Source organism: Candidatus Omnitrophota bacterium (genome assembly GCA_040755155.1).
Lineage (GTDB): Bacteria > Hinthialibacterota > Hinthialibacteria > Hinthialibacterales > Hinthialibacteraceae > JBFMBP01.
Genome location: JBFMBP010000011.1, coordinates 25,622 through 40,331, shown reverse-complemented (window position 1 = coordinate 40,331; position 14,710 = coordinate 25,622). Strand labels below are relative to the sequence as shown.

General features: G+C 53.0%; 17 protein-coding genes. 16 read left to right on the top strand and 1 reads right to left on the bottom strand.

Features of this window, described 5'->3' with window-relative positions; translation table 11 throughout:
• The first annotated feature begins 182 nt into the window (after positions 1-182).
• From AB1656_01195 to AB1656_01135, 13 genes are all read left to right on the top strand, one after another.
• Positions 183-1,343 carry a CHRD domain-containing protein gene (locus tag AB1656_01195; GenBank protein ID MEW6233978.1) on the top strand — a complete coding sequence of 387 codons (1,161 nt, stop codon included), beginning with the start codon at positions 183-185 and terminating at the stop codon, positions 1,341-1,343.
• A 265-nt stretch (positions 1,344-1,608) separates the two neighbouring features.
• On the top strand, positions 1,609-2,076 hold the full coding sequence (locus tag AB1656_01190) for a hypothetical protein (protein ID MEW6233977.1): 468 nt from the start codon (positions 1,609-1,611) through the stop codon (positions 2,074-2,076).
• Positions 2,077-2,223: 147 nt separating this feature from the next.
• Positions 2,224-2,634 (top strand): hypothetical protein, encoded by a 411-nt coding sequence (locus tag AB1656_01185; protein ID MEW6233976.1) that lies wholly within the window; start codon positions 2,224-2,226, stop codon positions 2,632-2,634.
• Between the two features lie 80 nt (positions 2,635-2,714).
• The gene (locus tag AB1656_01180; GenBank protein MEW6233975.1) at positions 2,715-3,779 is read left to right on the top strand and encodes a phage major capsid protein; all 1,065 of its coding nucleotides are present in this window, start codon (positions 2,715-2,717) and stop codon (positions 3,777-3,779) included.
• 208 nt (positions 3,780-3,987) lie between these two features.
• On the top strand, positions 3,988-4,383 hold the full coding sequence (locus AB1656_01175) for a hypothetical protein (protein MEW6233974.1): 396 nt from the start codon (positions 3,988-3,990) through the stop codon (positions 4,381-4,383).
• The gene (locus AB1656_01170; GenBank protein ID MEW6233973.1) at positions 4,380-5,060 is read left to right on the top strand and encodes a hypothetical protein; all 681 of its coding nucleotides are present in this window, start codon (positions 4,380-4,382) and stop codon (positions 5,058-5,060) included. Before AB1656_01175 ends, AB1656_01170 begins: the two co-directional genes overlap by 4 nt.
• A 68-nt stretch (positions 5,061-5,128) precedes the next feature.
• Positions 5,129-6,109 (top strand): hypothetical protein, encoded by a 981-nt coding sequence (locus tag AB1656_01165; GenBank protein MEW6233972.1) that lies wholly within the window; start codon positions 5,129-5,131, stop codon positions 6,107-6,109.
• Complete coding sequence (locus AB1656_01160) at positions 6,102-6,896, top strand: hypothetical protein (protein ID MEW6233971.1); 795 nt, start codon at positions 6,102-6,104, stop codon at positions 6,894-6,896. Before AB1656_01165 ends, AB1656_01160 begins: the two co-directional genes overlap by 8 nt.
• 79 nt (positions 6,897-6,975) lie before the next feature.
• Entirely contained in the window at positions 6,976-7,833 is an 858-nt protein-coding gene (locus AB1656_01155) for a hypothetical protein (GenBank protein ID MEW6233970.1), read from the top strand.
• A gap of 42 nt (positions 7,834-7,875) precedes the next feature.
• Positions 7,876-8,130, top strand: a complete 255-nt coding sequence (locus tag AB1656_01150) for a hypothetical protein (protein MEW6233969.1) — start codon at positions 7,876-7,878, stop codon at positions 8,128-8,130.
• 90 nt (positions 8,131-8,220) lie between these two features.
• Positions 8,221-9,045 carry a hypothetical protein gene (locus AB1656_01145; protein ID MEW6233968.1) on the top strand — a complete coding sequence of 275 codons (825 nt, stop codon included), beginning with the start codon at positions 8,221-8,223 and terminating at the stop codon, positions 9,043-9,045.
• Between the two features lie 18 nt (positions 9,046-9,063).
• Positions 9,064-9,264 carry a hypothetical protein gene (locus AB1656_01140; GenBank protein MEW6233967.1) on the top strand — a complete coding sequence of 67 codons (201 nt, stop codon included), beginning with the start codon at positions 9,064-9,066 and terminating at the stop codon, positions 9,262-9,264.
• Positions 9,265-9,268: 4 nt separating this feature from the next.
• Positions 9,269-9,586 (top strand): hypothetical protein, encoded by a 318-nt coding sequence (locus AB1656_01135; protein MEW6233966.1) that lies wholly within the window; start codon positions 9,269-9,271, stop codon positions 9,584-9,586.
• A gap of 190 nt (positions 9,587-9,776) precedes the next feature.
• On the opposite strand, the gene AB1656_01130 is transcribed toward AB1656_01135, so the two are convergent.
• Complete coding sequence (locus tag AB1656_01130) at positions 9,777-10,796, bottom strand: radical SAM protein (protein MEW6233965.1); 1,020 nt, start codon at positions 10,794-10,796, stop codon at positions 9,777-9,779.
• 352 nt (positions 10,797-11,148) lie between these two features.
• On the opposite strand from AB1656_01130, the gene AB1656_01125 reads away from it, so the two are divergent.
• Genes AB1656_01125 through AB1656_01115 form a run of 3 tightly spaced genes read left to right on the top strand, consistent with a single transcriptional unit; the run spans position 11,149 to position 14,665 of the window.
• Positions 11,149-11,934 (top strand): alpha/beta fold hydrolase, encoded by a 786-nt coding sequence (locus tag AB1656_01125; protein MEW6233964.1) that lies wholly within the window; start codon positions 11,149-11,151, stop codon positions 11,932-11,934.
• A 34-nt stretch (positions 11,935-11,968) separates the two neighbouring features.
• Positions 11,969-13,048, top strand: coding sequence for a serine hydrolase (locus AB1656_01120; GenBank protein MEW6233963.1), 1,080 nt, complete (start codon positions 11,969-11,971; stop codon positions 13,046-13,048).
• Positions 13,049-14,665, top strand: coding sequence for a DNA methyltransferase (locus tag AB1656_01115; protein MEW6233962.1), 1,617 nt, complete (start codon positions 13,049-13,051; stop codon positions 14,663-14,665). It abuts the gene before it with no gap.
• Positions 14,666-14,710 lie beyond the last annotated feature (45 nt).

Here is a 14,710-nt window from a genome sequence, read left to right as displayed (position 1 = left end):
AATTTTCAAGCGGCGCGTCGGCAATAACGGACCATAACAATAAAGACCTGTTTTTTTTAAAAAATAATTTGGAAATAAAAGAGTTTCTATAGTATAATATATAAAATATATATTTTATAAAATATCTAAAATAATTTTATTCAAAAAGGAGAAGCGCAACGATGAGGAAAATGGTTTCTTTCGTGAGTATCCGCGTTGTTGTATTACTTTCATTAAGTCTATGTTCATTAGATAGTTATGCGCGCAGTTACCGAGTCAATTTGATTCCCAACGGTAATGCGAACCAATGCGCCAATTGCCATGTCAATCCTGGCGGAGGGGGAACGCGCAACGCATTCGGCAAGGCGGTGGAACAACTCATCAATCAAGGCGCGGGGGATTCATTTTGGGGCGCGGCTTTGGCGATAGTGGATTCGGATGGAGATGGAGCAACGAATGGGGTGGAATTGCAGGATGCGGACGGCGTCTGGAAGCCGGGGAATCCCGCTCCCGGCGTTTTGGCGAAAGTGACCAAGCCCGGCGATGCCCAATCGTTTCCCGCCGCCGAACCTACACCGACGCCTACAGCGACGCCGGTTCCTTTATCCGTTCCCAACGCTCACGCGGCATATCTTTCGGGAGGGAATGTAAATCCAAAAGTGGAAACGACAGCAAGAGGAATAGCCATATTCCGAGTTTATGAAACGGAAAAAATTCTGGATTATTACCTGGATGTTTTCGATTTGAATAACGTTACGGCGTCTCATATTCACCTGGGCGCGGCGGGGGAGAACGGGGCGGTTGCTATTCCGCTTACGGCGCCAACGCAGGGGAAATCCAGCGGGCGCGTTACAATTACGGATGACAATTTGGCGAATTTGAAGAGCGGCCGTTTTTACGTCAACGTGCATACGGAGCAAAATCCCGCGGGCGAAATCCGGGGGCAAATTATGGATAAGCCGCTGCAATTTATGTCGGCGCTGGATGGGGCGCAGACGACCCCGCCAACGACAACAGGCGCGACAGGCGAGGCTCGTTTGACTTTGAGCGAAGGCCTTATAAAGTTGAGTTATACGGTTACAGTCAGGAATATCGAGAATATCTCTGCTTCTCATATTCACATCGGCGGCAGAGGCGAGAACGGTGGAGTGAGTATTCCCATCGCGTCCGGTCCTTTCGATACGATTTCCGGCGAGGCGGATTTATCGGCGGACCAACTCGATGCGCTGTTGGGCGAACGGTTTTACATCAATGTTCATACCAGCCAGAATCCAGCGGGGGAGATTCGCGGGCAGATCGAGTTCGACGCAGTGGAATTCGGGGACGGATCGACGGGTGTGGAAGATTGGATGATGTGGCAATGAGGTTTTGAATTATATGGATGGTTATGGATGATACGGAGAAATAATGCGGACGGGACGTCCGCGCTCCCAGAAGATTAACTGCTGTTATAAATATGCGATGATGAAAAGAGCAAGGTTAATGCGGCCTTGCTCTTTTTTTATGTTCGATTTTTCATACCTTTGTTATCCTCTTTTTACTTCTTCTTATAGATTAATCCCCTCTAAATGCGTCCTCTCGTTCCATTGGTAGAGAAATATAAACAATCCTGCGGAGGGAATCAGCGCGATGAACGCAAATGAAAATGCAAATCCCAGGGAAGGAATGATGACGGCGATTATCGATGCGCGGCGGCTGGCTCTTCGCTGCCTGCAATTGGAGAAGGACTTGAAGGACGGCGAAGAACGAGCGGCCGAACGGGAAAAGACCTTAGCGCAATGGAGCGGCAAAAACCAAGAGTTGGCCAGTCTGGCGGAAATCGGCCGGCGGGAATTGTCGCGGCGGAAAGAAGAGACCCTCTCGCGCTTGCGCGCCATTGTTCACTATGCCGGCGGCGCGGAACGGCTGCGCGCCCTGGAGCGGTTATTCGCCGACGAAACGGCTTCCGCCGAAGAGATCGAGCGCTTGGGCAAAATCGTCATGGAAGAATTTCAAGCGCTTTATCCCAACCGCGCCGCCTCGGTGGCGGCGGAAGCGGCGGAGTTCGACGAGCCGAGGTCTTCGAATATGTCGGCGTTCCGGTTGAGACCGGCGTGAGCGTTGGTGGGCTACGCTTCGCTTTGAGCCCACCCTACGAAAACTTACAGACCACCCTGCATCAGAACACTTTTAAATTTCCCTCACCTTCATCCTCTCCCAGAGAGAGAGGATACGAAACACACAAAAATTTATTAGGAGAAAATCATGGTTAGAACGGTAGACAACAATGGAATCGGCGCCCTTTACGGGACGTTTGAAATTCACAAGACCGGAGAAGTTTACGACTTGGACGCGGACAATGTCGGCGACGCCGTGGCCTTGGCGGGAAACAATACGGTCAACCACGGCGCCGACGGCGGGCAGCTATTGGGACGCGTGGAGCACGTGGCGGGAGGATTGGCGACGGTGCAGATCATGGGCGTCGTTCGCTTGAACATTGCGGCGGGAAAGACCGATCCGGCGCTCGGCAACGGCGTCGTCGTCGATGGCGCGGGATGCGTCTATCAGGCTCCGGCGATCGCCGGGGGGACGGGCGATCCCGCCGGTGGAAACATTGCGCGGGGAACGACGATTTCCGTCGATGCGGCCAACGATCTTTGCGACGTGCTGCTGTAGGCGTCAATCTCGATTCATCGTCATTCATTCGTAAATAACGTTTTACAAATTCGAATCGCAAAAAAATAGGAGAAATTCTTATGTATATTCCCGAAGAAAAAATCAATTCGCTGCCGGTGGAGTTGCATCGGGCGGCGAATCTTCGCTTGCATGAAGGACTCTATGCGGAAGCGTGCCAGCGCGGCCTCGACTTGAGCGGCTACCTGGAAGCGCTGGATCCCAGCCCCTCCCATGCGGAACTGGACGCTTACGAACGGCAATTGGCGTTGGCGGGAATCCGCGTCAACGGTCCCGACGCCGACATCGTGGACCGATTCTTCGCTTCGCAGGAGAGCGCTGTTCTTTTCCCCGAATTCGTTTCGCGGTCGGTGCGGGCGGGGATCGAAGATTTCAGCAAACTGAAAAACATCCTGGCGGCGCGAATCAAAATCGACGACAACACGTACAAAAGCATCTACATGGACGATTCCGTGATGAGCGAAGAGGAGAAGCGGCTGGCTCTGGTTACGGAAGGGGCTTCGCTGCCCAAGATCGAAATCGTTACCGCCGAGCATACCGTCACGCTTAGCAAGTACGGGCGCTATCTGGAAGCAACGTACGAAGCCATTCGGCGTAAGCGGACGTCTATCGTAGCGATCTTCTTACGGTCGATCGGCGTTCAGATTCAACGCGACAAATTCGCGGACGCCGTCAACGTTCTGATTAACGGAGACGGTAACGGTAATGCGGCTTCCACCAGCCATGTGGACGTGAGCGGGACCATCGATTACGAAGACTTGGTGGAGTTCGCCCTTTCGTTCGCGCCCTACCAATTCAACGTCATGATCTGCAACAAAGCCGCCGCGTCGAAAATACTCAACATCACCGAGTTGAAAGATCCCGCCATCGCCGAAGGTTTTCAGACGCGGGGCGAAAACCTGCGCATATTCGGCGCGGAGTTGATCGTCGACGAGTCCGTTCCGGATAACCAAGTCATCGGGCTAGACCGGCGTTACGCCCTGCAAGAAGTCTACGAAACCGGCGTGTTGACCGAAAGCGAGCGGTTGATCCGGCGCCAGATCGAAGGCGCAGCGATTTCCGAAGTGGCCGGTTTCGCCAAAGTCATCGCATCCGCCTCCCAAGTGTTGAATCTGACCTTCAGCTGATCCTTGTCCTGCCGGGACGGGAGTTTCCTCTCCCGTCCCGGCCTTTCTTTTAGGCCATTCAAGTTTGAGTAGACGCCAAAACATTGAAGATTTACCCCCTCACCCTGGCCCTCTCCCATAGGGCGAGGGAAATTTCCGAAAGACTGGTTCTCGATGAAACAGAGAAACATGTTTATCTAATCTTGAAACGCTCTAGGGAGTAAAAACTATGCCATTCGCAAATGAAAACGACGTGCGGAAAGAAGGCTTTCTGGACGATTTCCAAGAAGTTTCTTCGGAGCGGATACGAAAAAGCCTGGCTAAAGCGCATTTCGAAATTCTTACCAGTACGATCTTGACGGATGAAATCGAGGCGGCAAGCGGCGTGATTCGGGCGGAATCGTTGCTGGCGCTGTCTCATCTTTTTCATTCGCTGGCGATTTCGTCCGCACTCTACGCCGACGAATTGCGGGCGGGGGGCGCACGGTTGGACGGGGGAGCTCGGATGCGCAATCTCATGCAACTGGCGCAGGAGTTGAACGAAGAGGCGTGGGGGCTGTTGCGGCCGTATGTAAAAATATCACCGCCAATTGGCCTTTCGCTGGTGGAAGGAGAAGAATCGTGATTGCGATCGGAAATTTTTCATTCCCCGAAAAAACGACTTCGCTGCAAACCGCCGTCATCGAGGCGAAAAGCAAGGTGCGGCGGGAAATCCGGATTCAATCCCTGCTGCGGAAAGAGAACCGCGAAACGCTGCAGGCGGCGCTGGGCGAGTTGCAGGCGAGCGTGGAAGCGTTCGACCGGCGGGAAGCGGATTTGTCCATTCATCCCGGGCGATACTTTTATGGGCGCAGGCGTTCGCTGCAGATCGTTCCCAGTCCTTGCGATTCGCTGGCGTTCGCCGAGTTGATGGTTTTAACCGATGACCGTTACGAGAGAGGGCGGATTTTACATAACCATGACCTGGAGGCATATTGGGGACGCGCCGATTTCGCCTTGTTTAATTTAGGGAATTGGATATCGCCGTTGAAGATCGCGCTGGAGTTCGACGGCGAGGCTTCCTCTCTTAAAATTACGGCTAACGAGAATGTTTTTTCTTTGACGAATCCATACGCGGCGGGGCAATCTCTGGTTATCGATTCGGAGACGCGGCAAACCATGCTCGATGGCGAAACGTTCCACGCCGCCGCCGATCAAAATTATCCCTTCTTGGCGCCGGGATCGAATCATCTGCTTATCCACATCGAACCAATGTCGGCGAAAGTTCGCTGTTCCGCGCAATACCGCGATGTTTGGGTTTGAAATAAATGATGAATGATGAGTGATGAATGATGAATATGGAAATATCGAAATCGACGAGGAGATTTTTTATGCCGGAAAATGACTTCGTTCAAGAAACGACGATGCGCAGCCGGGGAATTCCTTTGTTTCAAGACGGCGGTTTGGCGGAGGAGGATATGGCGCGGATCAACGAGCTGGCGCCTTCTCCTCTCAAACCGGAGCAGGTTTATGCGCGCAGCATGTTTCTCTGTTCCACGCAGCCTTGCGATTCGGATGGCTGTCGCTTTACCCGTTCGGCGTTGGAAAGCGTTGCCCAGTTTATCATTGGACAATCGGTGCTATGCGGGCACAACCGGAATTCGCTGCCGCTGGCTCGATTCTACAAAGCAAGCGTTGTAGAACGGGGGGCTGGCGAAGAGGGCGAGCCGGTTTATTTCGTGCGGGCTTGGTTTTATTGGCTGCGGGAAACCTCGGGCGCGAAAGACCTGCTGCTCAACATTGACGGAGGGATTTACCGCGAAGTTTCTCTGGCCTGGAAATACGACTCGTGGCGCTGCTCGATATGCCAGGCGGAGAACGGGCGCTGCGGACATCTGCCGGGAAGCCTCTACGACGGCAAGAAATGCTATCGGCTGATCGAAGGAGTGATCGATGTGCTGGAAGGTTCGCTGGTTTACAAAAGCGCTGATCGCCATACCTATCTGACCGGCGTTCACGCCGAACGAGGCGAGCAGGAAACGCCGCCGCTGTTAGCGATCTGCCGCCGCGACGATCCCATGCTCGCCTATCTCGAATCGATCGGCGCCGTCTCCGACAAGCAGGAACTCGACGAAAGAGAGACGCCGCTGCGGGAAAGCGCCGAAAATCTGTGGGCGCGTTGTTCTTGTATTGAAGACGTTCATCGCTACGCCCATCGTTTTCTGGCCGATCGGGGGATTTGTCTAGGAGAAATTCTGCCTTGCGGCGGGAACGATTCCGCGATGGCCGGTTCGACGGTGGGGATTATGCGGCGCAGCGGCGTGATTGGAGATATCGATCTTTGCCAAAGAGGGGAGGATGGAGATGCCTAATTACGGTAAATTCAATCCCAGCAACGCCAATAACGTTTCCACGTTTTTTTCCTATAAAGAATCGCCGTTGACGTCGGCCAAGATGAACCGCTGGAACGGCAATATCGCCGCCGCTTTCGAGGCGCTGCGCGCCGTTTGCGCGGCGTTGTTCAATCAGGGCGCGGATGCCGTGATTACTGACGGCAGCGATGAGGCTTTGCTCGTCGTCCCCGGGTCCGAATCGGATCTGAGCGTGCGCGTAAAGCCGGGCTGGGCAATCGTCAGCGGCTATCTGGCGGGGACGCTGGAGGAAGCGAGCTTGCCTGCAGGCGGTTTTTTCAGCGCGCCCGTCTCTTATCCTCGCTACGATCTCGCGATTCTGACGGCGGAAGGGGAATTGGACATTGTCGAAGGCGACGAGGCGGCGGAGCCCGTTGTTCCGGAAACACCGGATCAATCGCTGACGCTGGCAAAGATTTATCAACGGCCGGGCGCAACCAGCATTCTCGCCGCCGACAATGGAACGCAGTCGTTCATCATCGACGAACGGCCTTCCTTGCTTCTCGGCGCCGCGCATCGGCACGAATCCGACCGTTCACCCGCCGAAGCGCCTAACGGATCGCGGACGGAATTTTCGACGGCGAATCCTTTCCGCGCGGAGACGCTGGACGTGTATCTCAACGGCGTCTTGTTGGAAAGGGGAGTGGATTATTCGGAAAAATCCGATTGCTCCGGTTATACGTTCTCGGTTCCGCCTTTGTCTCATTATCGCATCCAACATCGCTATGTGGTCGATCATGAGGCTTAGATCTTTGGTGGGCTACGCTTCGCTTTTAGCCCACCCTACGCGAGTTAAATTCAGCCAAACAAAAAACAAGGAATCAATCATGAAACAGAAATTCGTAAGTATAACGATTCTTTTTTTATTCCTAATAATGAATCTTCATTCAACGTTCGCGCAAACGATCATAGGCAAAGATCAAATCGAGGACGCCTATTTGTTGAAAACGGGCGGTTCTCTTTATGGAAACGTCGATGCGGCGACTTCTTCCATTCGGGCGGGAACGATCGGCGTCGCCATTAACGACGGGATATTCGATCTTTATCGGGATGGGGACGTCGTCGTCATCCGTTCTAATCGAGACATTCAAATCGATCCCACCAACAAAGGAACTTCCGGCGCGAAGATCGTTCCAGCCACGACGATGGAGTTTCCCGATTTTCTTGGCGATAAAATCCGGTTTTACAGCCATGCTTACAAGATCGGCGTATCGCCGAACGACCTCGACATTACGTCGGACCGCAATATCAGATTCCATTCGGATACCGTGGACGACCTGATGACGATTCTCGGCGATCAGGGCGACGTTCAGGTTAAAGAAGATTTACTGGCGGGACGAGACGTCAAGGCGGGGAACGTTTTCGCCTTCGTTGAGGATTCAATAGGCGACAAGGTATTGTTGTATGGAACGCTTTACCGCCTGGCGGTTTCCGATTACACGCTTGATTTTTATTCCGACCAATATTTCCAATGGCATAGCGACGAACATTCCGGCGCTATGACGCTCGACGCCGATACGGGAACGCTAGCGCTGTCGGGAGCCTTGCAACTGAAGGTTTGTTCCTCTCTGCCCAGCGGCGCCGTTGGACAGTTTATCTATCTCGATCATCCCACGAACGACAGTCTGGACGGCGCTTACATTCATGGCGCCACGGAATGGAGAAAACTTTTAAATGATGAGTGATGAATGATGAATGATGAATTTGTGTAAGAAAGGAATAAAACGATGAATGGATCCGAAGCTCGTTACAATAGCGAATATGTGGAAATCCAAACTTCGCTGGAACATATCCGAACGAAATTGGAAAGCATCGAAAACAGCGTATGCCAGACGCAGCAGGCGTTGGCGGAATTTCACGAACAAATGGATAAGAACCGGTCCGATATCGCCGGGATCAAATCGGCGGCTGCGATTCTGGGCGGATTAGCCGGAACCTTCGCCGCCGCGTTGTCTCGCTTTTTGTTCACGGGGAGAGGCTGAGACGACGATAAATTGTTTCAACATTTGATCCCTCGCAATAATTGAGAGGGAATCGGGAATAAACCTAAAAAGAATTGGAGAACTGCGATCATGAAACGATGGTCTTATATATTCTTCGCTTTGTTCGCCGTCCTAACGGCGCGCGCTCAGACTTACTTGGGCGTTTTCGAAAAAGGGAACTCCGTACCCTTCATGGTGGTGGCCGCCGACGCCGAGACGGGGGCGCCGACGACGCCCTATAACTTGAAATTCGATATTATGCGCATGGGTGCGTCTATCGCCAATGGAACGATGGCGGCGGTGACATTGGGAGTGGCGACGGGAACGTATTCCACCAGCGCCGATTCCGCGGGAACCTACGAGATTCTCGTTTCCGGAATTATCGGCGGCGTTACCGCCTATACGCATCAAACCTATACGCTGGTCGAACCGGGCAAGGGACTCGCCAGCGTCGCCGACAGCGTGTCGGGATTGTACGGCCAGCTGGGCATGTCGGCTACGGAGTACGTTCCTTACTACAACAATATTCTCGCGACCATTCATACGTCGGCGGAATCGGTAACGCAGGACGTATCTTCCAGCATCGCAGTTTCGGAGGCGTCGCTCGACGCGGCGATTCAGAATGTATCCGCCGAGGTGATGATCGCATCCCGCGAGCATTCGCGTTCGCGCTTGTGGTATGCGCAAAACACGATCGACGGAACGATCCGGAAAGTCCCGGCGGATTTGCCGTCTCATCTCGAAGCGCAAATCGCCGCGCCTTCCGACATTTATTTTGCTACGCCGATCGAGACTTTTTACCGGATTTATTACTACCCTAACTCGACGGCGGCGACGAAGGCGTCCAAGGAAATCCGTTCGGCGACTCCTCCTGCGGATGGAGCGTTTTATCTCTCGCCAAATACTGAGTGGTAAAAGAAAGAGAGGCTCATCATGCCGAACATAGGACCCGACAGCCACGCGCTGCATAGCGACGATCCCATCTTGAAACGGACGGGGCGCAAATTGGGGCAATTCTGGACGGGTGCGGAAGGAACGCTATCCGGCGGCGAGCATCGCATCGCTCTTTACGTAATGATCGCCCAACGCCTATGCGTGCGCGCCGTGTTTCCCGGAAAGCCGCAAACGAGGTGATTTCATGAATACGGCCATTCAATTGAACCAAAACGATGCGGGCGTCAAGATCGTTTTTTTGTGTCGCGATGAGGACGGGCGGCCGATCGATCTTACGAAATTTACAGTCGATTTCTTTCTTTATGACGGAGAAACGCTGCTCAACGAGGGGCGCACTTTATGCGGCAAACCGGATTCGCAACTGGGCGAAGCGGATTACCTCATGACGGCGGACGATACGTCTACATGCGGATTGTTCATGGGGAAATTGCGGCTAAGCAATAGCGTTGCGGACGTGCGCAACATCGGGGGGATTCCGGTGGAGATACGGGAGAGTTTTTAAAACTCCCTCAATCTAGTGATGTGGTAGGCTACGCTTGGTTTTGAGCCTACCCTACTGCTTATTAATTCTCTCGCCCTCTGGGAGAGGGTTAGGGTGAGGGAAATTACGTAAGATATTATCAACCCTCACCTTACCTCTCCCAATCTTGGGAGAGGAATTTTAAAAGCGGCTAATTCAAAGGCGATTGGCGTTATTCCATTAACGCTAAAGGGCATCGGGCGCATGTAGGAATTTCGCCGATACGTCCGGAAGCGTGGAGATCGCGCAATTTTTGGTATTCCGGACCGGTCCAGATTTCCTCGACGGTTTTATCCTTGATATGGCCTACGGCGAGCTCGCGCGCCGAATCGACGCAGCAGACCGTAACCACGCCGTCGGGATGAACGAACATGCGCTGCCACAATTGCGGGCAGCAAAATTTTTTGGCGTTGGGGGATGCCATTTTCACCGTCATCTTATCGGTGACGGCCTGGCTGTTGTGCTCCATGTAATCCACGAAAGCGACGGCGTCGACGATGGGTTCGAACAGTTCCTTGAAGGCTTGCCATTCCTCCTCGTTCTCTTTCATCCGCACCATCGATATGCGGGTGAAGGGCTTCACCGATCCCATTTCTTCGCGGAGTTGCATGAAGCGCTTGATGTTGCGCAGAGTTTTGTCGTAGTCGGCGTTGATGCGGATTTGGTTGTAATGCTCTCGATAGGGAGAATCGAAGGAAAAGAAGAGTTTGTCCAGGCCGGATTGGATCAGGCGGCGGGCGATGCGTTCGGTGAGGAGAACGGCGTTGGTGTTGAACATGACGTCCACGACGCCTTTGGCTTTGGCGTATTCGATCATTTCCGCCAGGCGCGGATTCATCAGCGGCTCGCCGAGGTAGTTGAATTTGATGGAGCAGAGGCCCTTTTGCGCGCCTTCATCGATAAGGCGGGTATAGAGATCGAAGTCGAAATTCTTCACCTTCCAAAACGTTCCCCCCTGAACCATTTCCGTGCGCGGGCACATGGTGCAAAGAAGGTTGCAATTGGAGGTCGCCTCGATGTCCAGATGGACGGGAACGGGGCCGACGATATGCCGCTTGGGATTTTCTTCCCATTTGCGGCGGTATTCCCAATATTCCGGCGGGAGAGCGTCTTCCCAGCGCCTGGTTCTTTCGCTGGGGAGTTGATGGTAATTGTGGTCGACTTTGGTTTCGACTTCGACGGCGGCGGTCATGAACGGCGAACCTCGCTATAGGCGAATGAATAGAGTCTTCGTGAAATGATAACGAACAATAAAATCCATGATAAGCCCACGGTCAGCGTCATCATAGGGAATAGCCCTTTCTTTGGAATGACGGATTTTTTCAACCCAAGAAAAACATTAATAGATTAAGTATATCTCCTTGTGGAAGAATAACACCATTTTCGGCTGACTAAGAGAAACCTTTATCGTTTCCGTCTTGCTAATCAAATTGAGAAGGGCGCAACATGCTGCGGCTGCCCTTATTTCGCAACCCGCTCGCGTGTACAAATAATTTATTATTCCTGCAAGAATCCGCGCATAAAACAATATTGGAGTCATCGCCATGAATCTTGCTTATTCCGAAAAAGGAAATCTGAATGCTCCCGCTCTGGTTCTGATTCATGCCTTTCCCATGAATCGCCGAATGTGGCAGCATCAACTGGAGGATTTATCGGACATCCTGCGCGTCGTTGCGCCGGACTTGCCGGGATTCGGCGAGTCGCCGGGATTGGTAGAAGAAAAGAGCATGGCGGCGTTTGCTCGCGAAGTAGTGCTTTTATTGGATCAATTATCGATTCGCAAGGCGGTATTCGGCGGCTGTTCGATGGGCGGGTATATTCTTTTCGAATTATGGCGTCAGGCGCCGGAGCGGTTCGCGGGGATGATTCTCTGCGATACGCGATGCGAAGCCGATTCGCCGGAAGCGCGGGAGAACCGCATGAAAACTATTGCGCAAATCCGCGAGCAGGGCGCCGCGCCTTTGGAAGCCATGCTGGCGAAATTGATCTGCGGCGAGACGGCGGCCAACCGCAAAGAACTAGCGGAAGAAATCCGGCAGGTTATTCTGTCCACCCAACAAAACAGCGCCGTCGACGCTTTGCGGGCGCTGGCTGATCGTCCCGATTCTTCAGAGACGCTGGCGGGAGTGATTGTTCCCGCATTGGCTATTGTAGGAGAGAAGGACGCAGTTTCGCCTCCGGAAGTCGTGCGATTTATGCAGGAAAAAATTCGCGGCGCAACGTTGGCGGTCATCCCCAATGCGGGCCATCTTTCGCCCTTGGAAAATCCGCAGGCGGTAAATGGCGCCATCCGCGAATTTCTGTGGGAATATAAAATTATTGGACGATAGAATGGAAGGTACAACTCGAGTAGGGAGTCTTATTATGATTTCGTTGCGAAGAACGGCGATGTTCGTTTTCATGATAACTTTTAGTTTGCTGCAATGCGCCGCCGACGAGACCAAGCCGCTTTTTCCGGGGAAGGAATGGAAAACTGCTTCCCCCGCCGATGTGGGATTGGACGAGAACAAACTGGCGGAAATGCCGAAATTCATGGACGGCTGCGGCTGCATCGTGCGGCGCGGCTTAATGGTTTATGCTTGGGGCGACCCCGCCGCGCGCATCGACATCGCTTCCGCCGTGAAGCCTTGGTATACTCATTTTCTAATGAAAGCGCTCGAAAACGGCAAAATCAAAAGCCTGGACGATAAAATCGATGCTTGGGAACCGAGGCTGAACGATCTCAATCCTGCGTTGGATCATAAAGACCGCCTTATTACTTGGAAGCATTTGGCCAACCAGATTTCCTGCTACGGCGTGAAGGAGAAGCCGGGCGAGGCGTACGACTATAGCGATTTCAATATGGCGCTGTTCTTCGACGCGCTCTTTCTTAAGGTTTATGGCTCCTCGTGGGAAAAAGTGGACGAAGAGGTCTTGCATCCGCTGCTAACCGATTTGCTTCAATGCCAAGATAATCCCACTTTTATGGGTTTCGGCGACGACCGGCCTGGCCGCATGAGGATTTCTCTGCGCGATCTGGCCCGCTTTGGCTTGCTTTATCTGCATAAGGGAAATTGGAACGGCAAGCCGTTGGTGGATGAAAAACTCGCCGCGATGGCTATCGCCTCTCCCCTGCCCAACTCGATTCCCCGCACGAAGGGCGAATCGGCGGAGATGATCGAAGGCCAGCGCTCCATCGGCGGCGGCAACAACCAATGCGATCACGCAGGCAGCTACAGCTTCGCCTGGTGGATCAACGGCGTGGGACGCGAAGGCAAGCGGCATTGGCCGGACGCTCCCACGGACGCTTTCGGGGCTTTCGGACACGGCGGGATAAGAGTATGCGTCATTTTCCCCAGCCAGGATTCCATCGTTTGTTGGAACGAGGCGAATATCGAGGGCAGCGAGCAGGAAAACTACGCAATGCGGCTTTTAATGGAATCGATTCTGCCGGAGAAGAACTAGATGAAGGAAAATCTTCTTTATTACGGCGACAATCTCGACGTGATGCGTCGTTATCTTCCCGACGAGTCGGTCGATCTGATTTATCTCGATCCGCCGTTCAAAAGCAACCAAGAATACAATGTTCTTTTCGCGGAGAAAAACGGTTCGCAATCCCATTCCCAAATCAAAGCGTTCAGCGATACGTGGCATTGGGATCAAATCGCCGCTCAAGCCTATTTCGAAACCGTAGAACAGGGCGGTTTGCTTTCGGAAACCTTGCAGGCGTTTTATAAGATTCTCGGCTGCAACGATATGATGGCCTATCTCGCCATGATGGCGCCGCGTCTCGCCGAACTCCGCCGCATCTTGAAGCCGACGGGATCTATTTATCTCCATTGCGATCCGACGGCCGGACATTACTTAAAACTCCTCCTCGACAGCGTTTTCAGCAAAACCAACTTTCGAACCGAAATCATCTGGAAGCGCAGCAGCGCCCACAGCGACGCCAAGCAGGGCCGCAAACAGCACGGACGCATACACGATAAAATATTCTTTTACACGAAATCGGAAGAATGGCTTTGGAATCAAATCTATACGCCATATAAAAAAGAATATATCGATTCTTTCTATCGTCATATTGAACCGGAAACGGGAAGGCGTTATCGGTTGGGAGACTTGACGGGACCTGGAGGAAAACGAAAAGGAAATCCCAAATACGAATTCTTGGGCATTACGAAATATTGGCGATACAGTCAAAAAAACATGGGAAAACTGTTACAAGAAGGGAGAATCGTTCAAAGCCATCCCGGCGCGGTTCCAGCTTATAAACGCTATCTCGACGAAATGCCCGGCATACCCCTACAAGATATCTGGACGGATATTCCGCCAATCTCTTCCCAAGCCAAAGAACACCTCGGCTACCCCACTCAGAAGCCCGAAGCCCTCCTCCAACGCATCATTCAAGCCAGCAGCAACGAAGGCGATGTCGTTTTCGATCCCTTTTGCGGCTGCGGCACGACTATCGCCGCCGCGCAGCGCCTTAACCGGCAATGGATCGGCATCGATATCACTTATCTCGCCATCACTCTGATTAAAAGCCGCTTGCATGACGCTTTTGGCGAGGCGGCGCAATATCGGCTAATAGGCGAACCCGTTTCGCTGCCCGACGCCAGCGCTTTGGCGAAGCAAGACCGTTATCAATTTCAATGGTGGGCGCTCGGCCTTGTCAACGCCCGCCCCGTCGAACAGAAAAAGGGCGCGGATCACGGAATCGACGGGAAAATTTTCTTTCATGACGACGCCTCCGGCAAAACCAAGCAAATCGTCATCTCCGTCAAATCGGGGCATGTCAATGTCTCGCATGTCCGAGATTTGATCGGCGTCCTCGACCGCGAAAACGCGCAGATCGGCGTGTTGATCTCCTTAGAAAAAATCACCAAGCCGATGACGGCGGAAGCGGCGGCGGCGGGCTTCTATCGTTCCGAACTTTGGAAAAAAGATTTTCCCCGGTTGCAACTCTTTACTATCGAAGAGTTGATGGCGGGAAAAGCCGTCCTATCGCCGCCGCCTAGCCATCCATTTAAAAAAGCGCCTAAGGGGAACTCCAACAATCATCTCGATCAAACATTGTTCCCCTAAGGGCGTTTCTTGTGGGAGCATCCACAGCAGCCGCCCATTAACCAA

Coding starts and splice junctions, on each gene's coding strand:
- AB1656_01190 (MEW6233977.1), top strand. CDS start 1,609: ATGAACGCAAATGAAAATGCAAATCCCAGGGAAGGAATGATGACGGCG.
- AB1656_01185 (MEW6233976.1), top strand. CDS start 2,224: ATGGTTAGAACGGTAGACAACAATGGAATCGGCGCCCTTTACGGGACG.
- AB1656_01180 (MEW6233975.1), top strand. CDS start 2,715: ATGTATATTCCCGAAGAAAAAATCAATTCGCTGCCGGTGGAGTTGCAT.
- AB1656_01175 (MEW6233974.1), top strand. CDS start 3,988: ATGCCATTCGCAAATGAAAACGACGTGCGGAAAGAAGGCTTTCTGGAC.
- AB1656_01165 (MEW6233972.1), top strand. CDS start 5,129: ATGCCGGAAAATGACTTCGTTCAAGAAACGACGATGCGCAGCCGGGGA.
- AB1656_01160 (MEW6233971.1), top strand. CDS start 6,102: ATGCCTAATTACGGTAAATTCAATCCCAGCAACGCCAATAACGTTTCC.
- AB1656_01155 (MEW6233970.1), top strand. CDS start 6,976: ATGAAACAGAAATTCGTAAGTATAACGATTCTTTTTTTATTCCTAATA.
- AB1656_01150 (MEW6233969.1), top strand. CDS start 7,876: ATGAATGGATCCGAAGCTCGTTACAATAGCGAATATGTGGAAATCCAA.
- AB1656_01145 (MEW6233968.1), top strand. CDS start 8,221: ATGAAACGATGGTCTTATATATTCTTCGCTTTGTTCGCCGTCCTAACG.
- AB1656_01140 (MEW6233967.1), top strand. CDS start 9,064: ATGCCGAACATAGGACCCGACAGCCACGCGCTGCATAGCGACGATCCC.
- AB1656_01135 (MEW6233966.1), top strand. CDS start 9,269: ATGAATACGGCCATTCAATTGAACCAAAACGATGCGGGCGTCAAGATC.
- AB1656_01130 (MEW6233965.1), bottom strand. CDS start 10,796: ATGACCGCCGCCGTCGAAGTCGAAACCAAAGTCGACCACAATTACCAT.
- AB1656_01125 (MEW6233964.1), top strand. CDS start 11,149: ATGAATCTTGCTTATTCCGAAAAAGGAAATCTGAATGCTCCCGCTCTG.
- AB1656_01120 (MEW6233963.1), top strand. CDS start 11,969: ATGATTTCGTTGCGAAGAACGGCGATGTTCGTTTTCATGATAACTTTT.
- AB1656_01115 (MEW6233962.1), top strand. CDS start 13,049: ATGAAGGAAAATCTTCTTTATTACGGCGACAATCTCGACGTGATGCGT.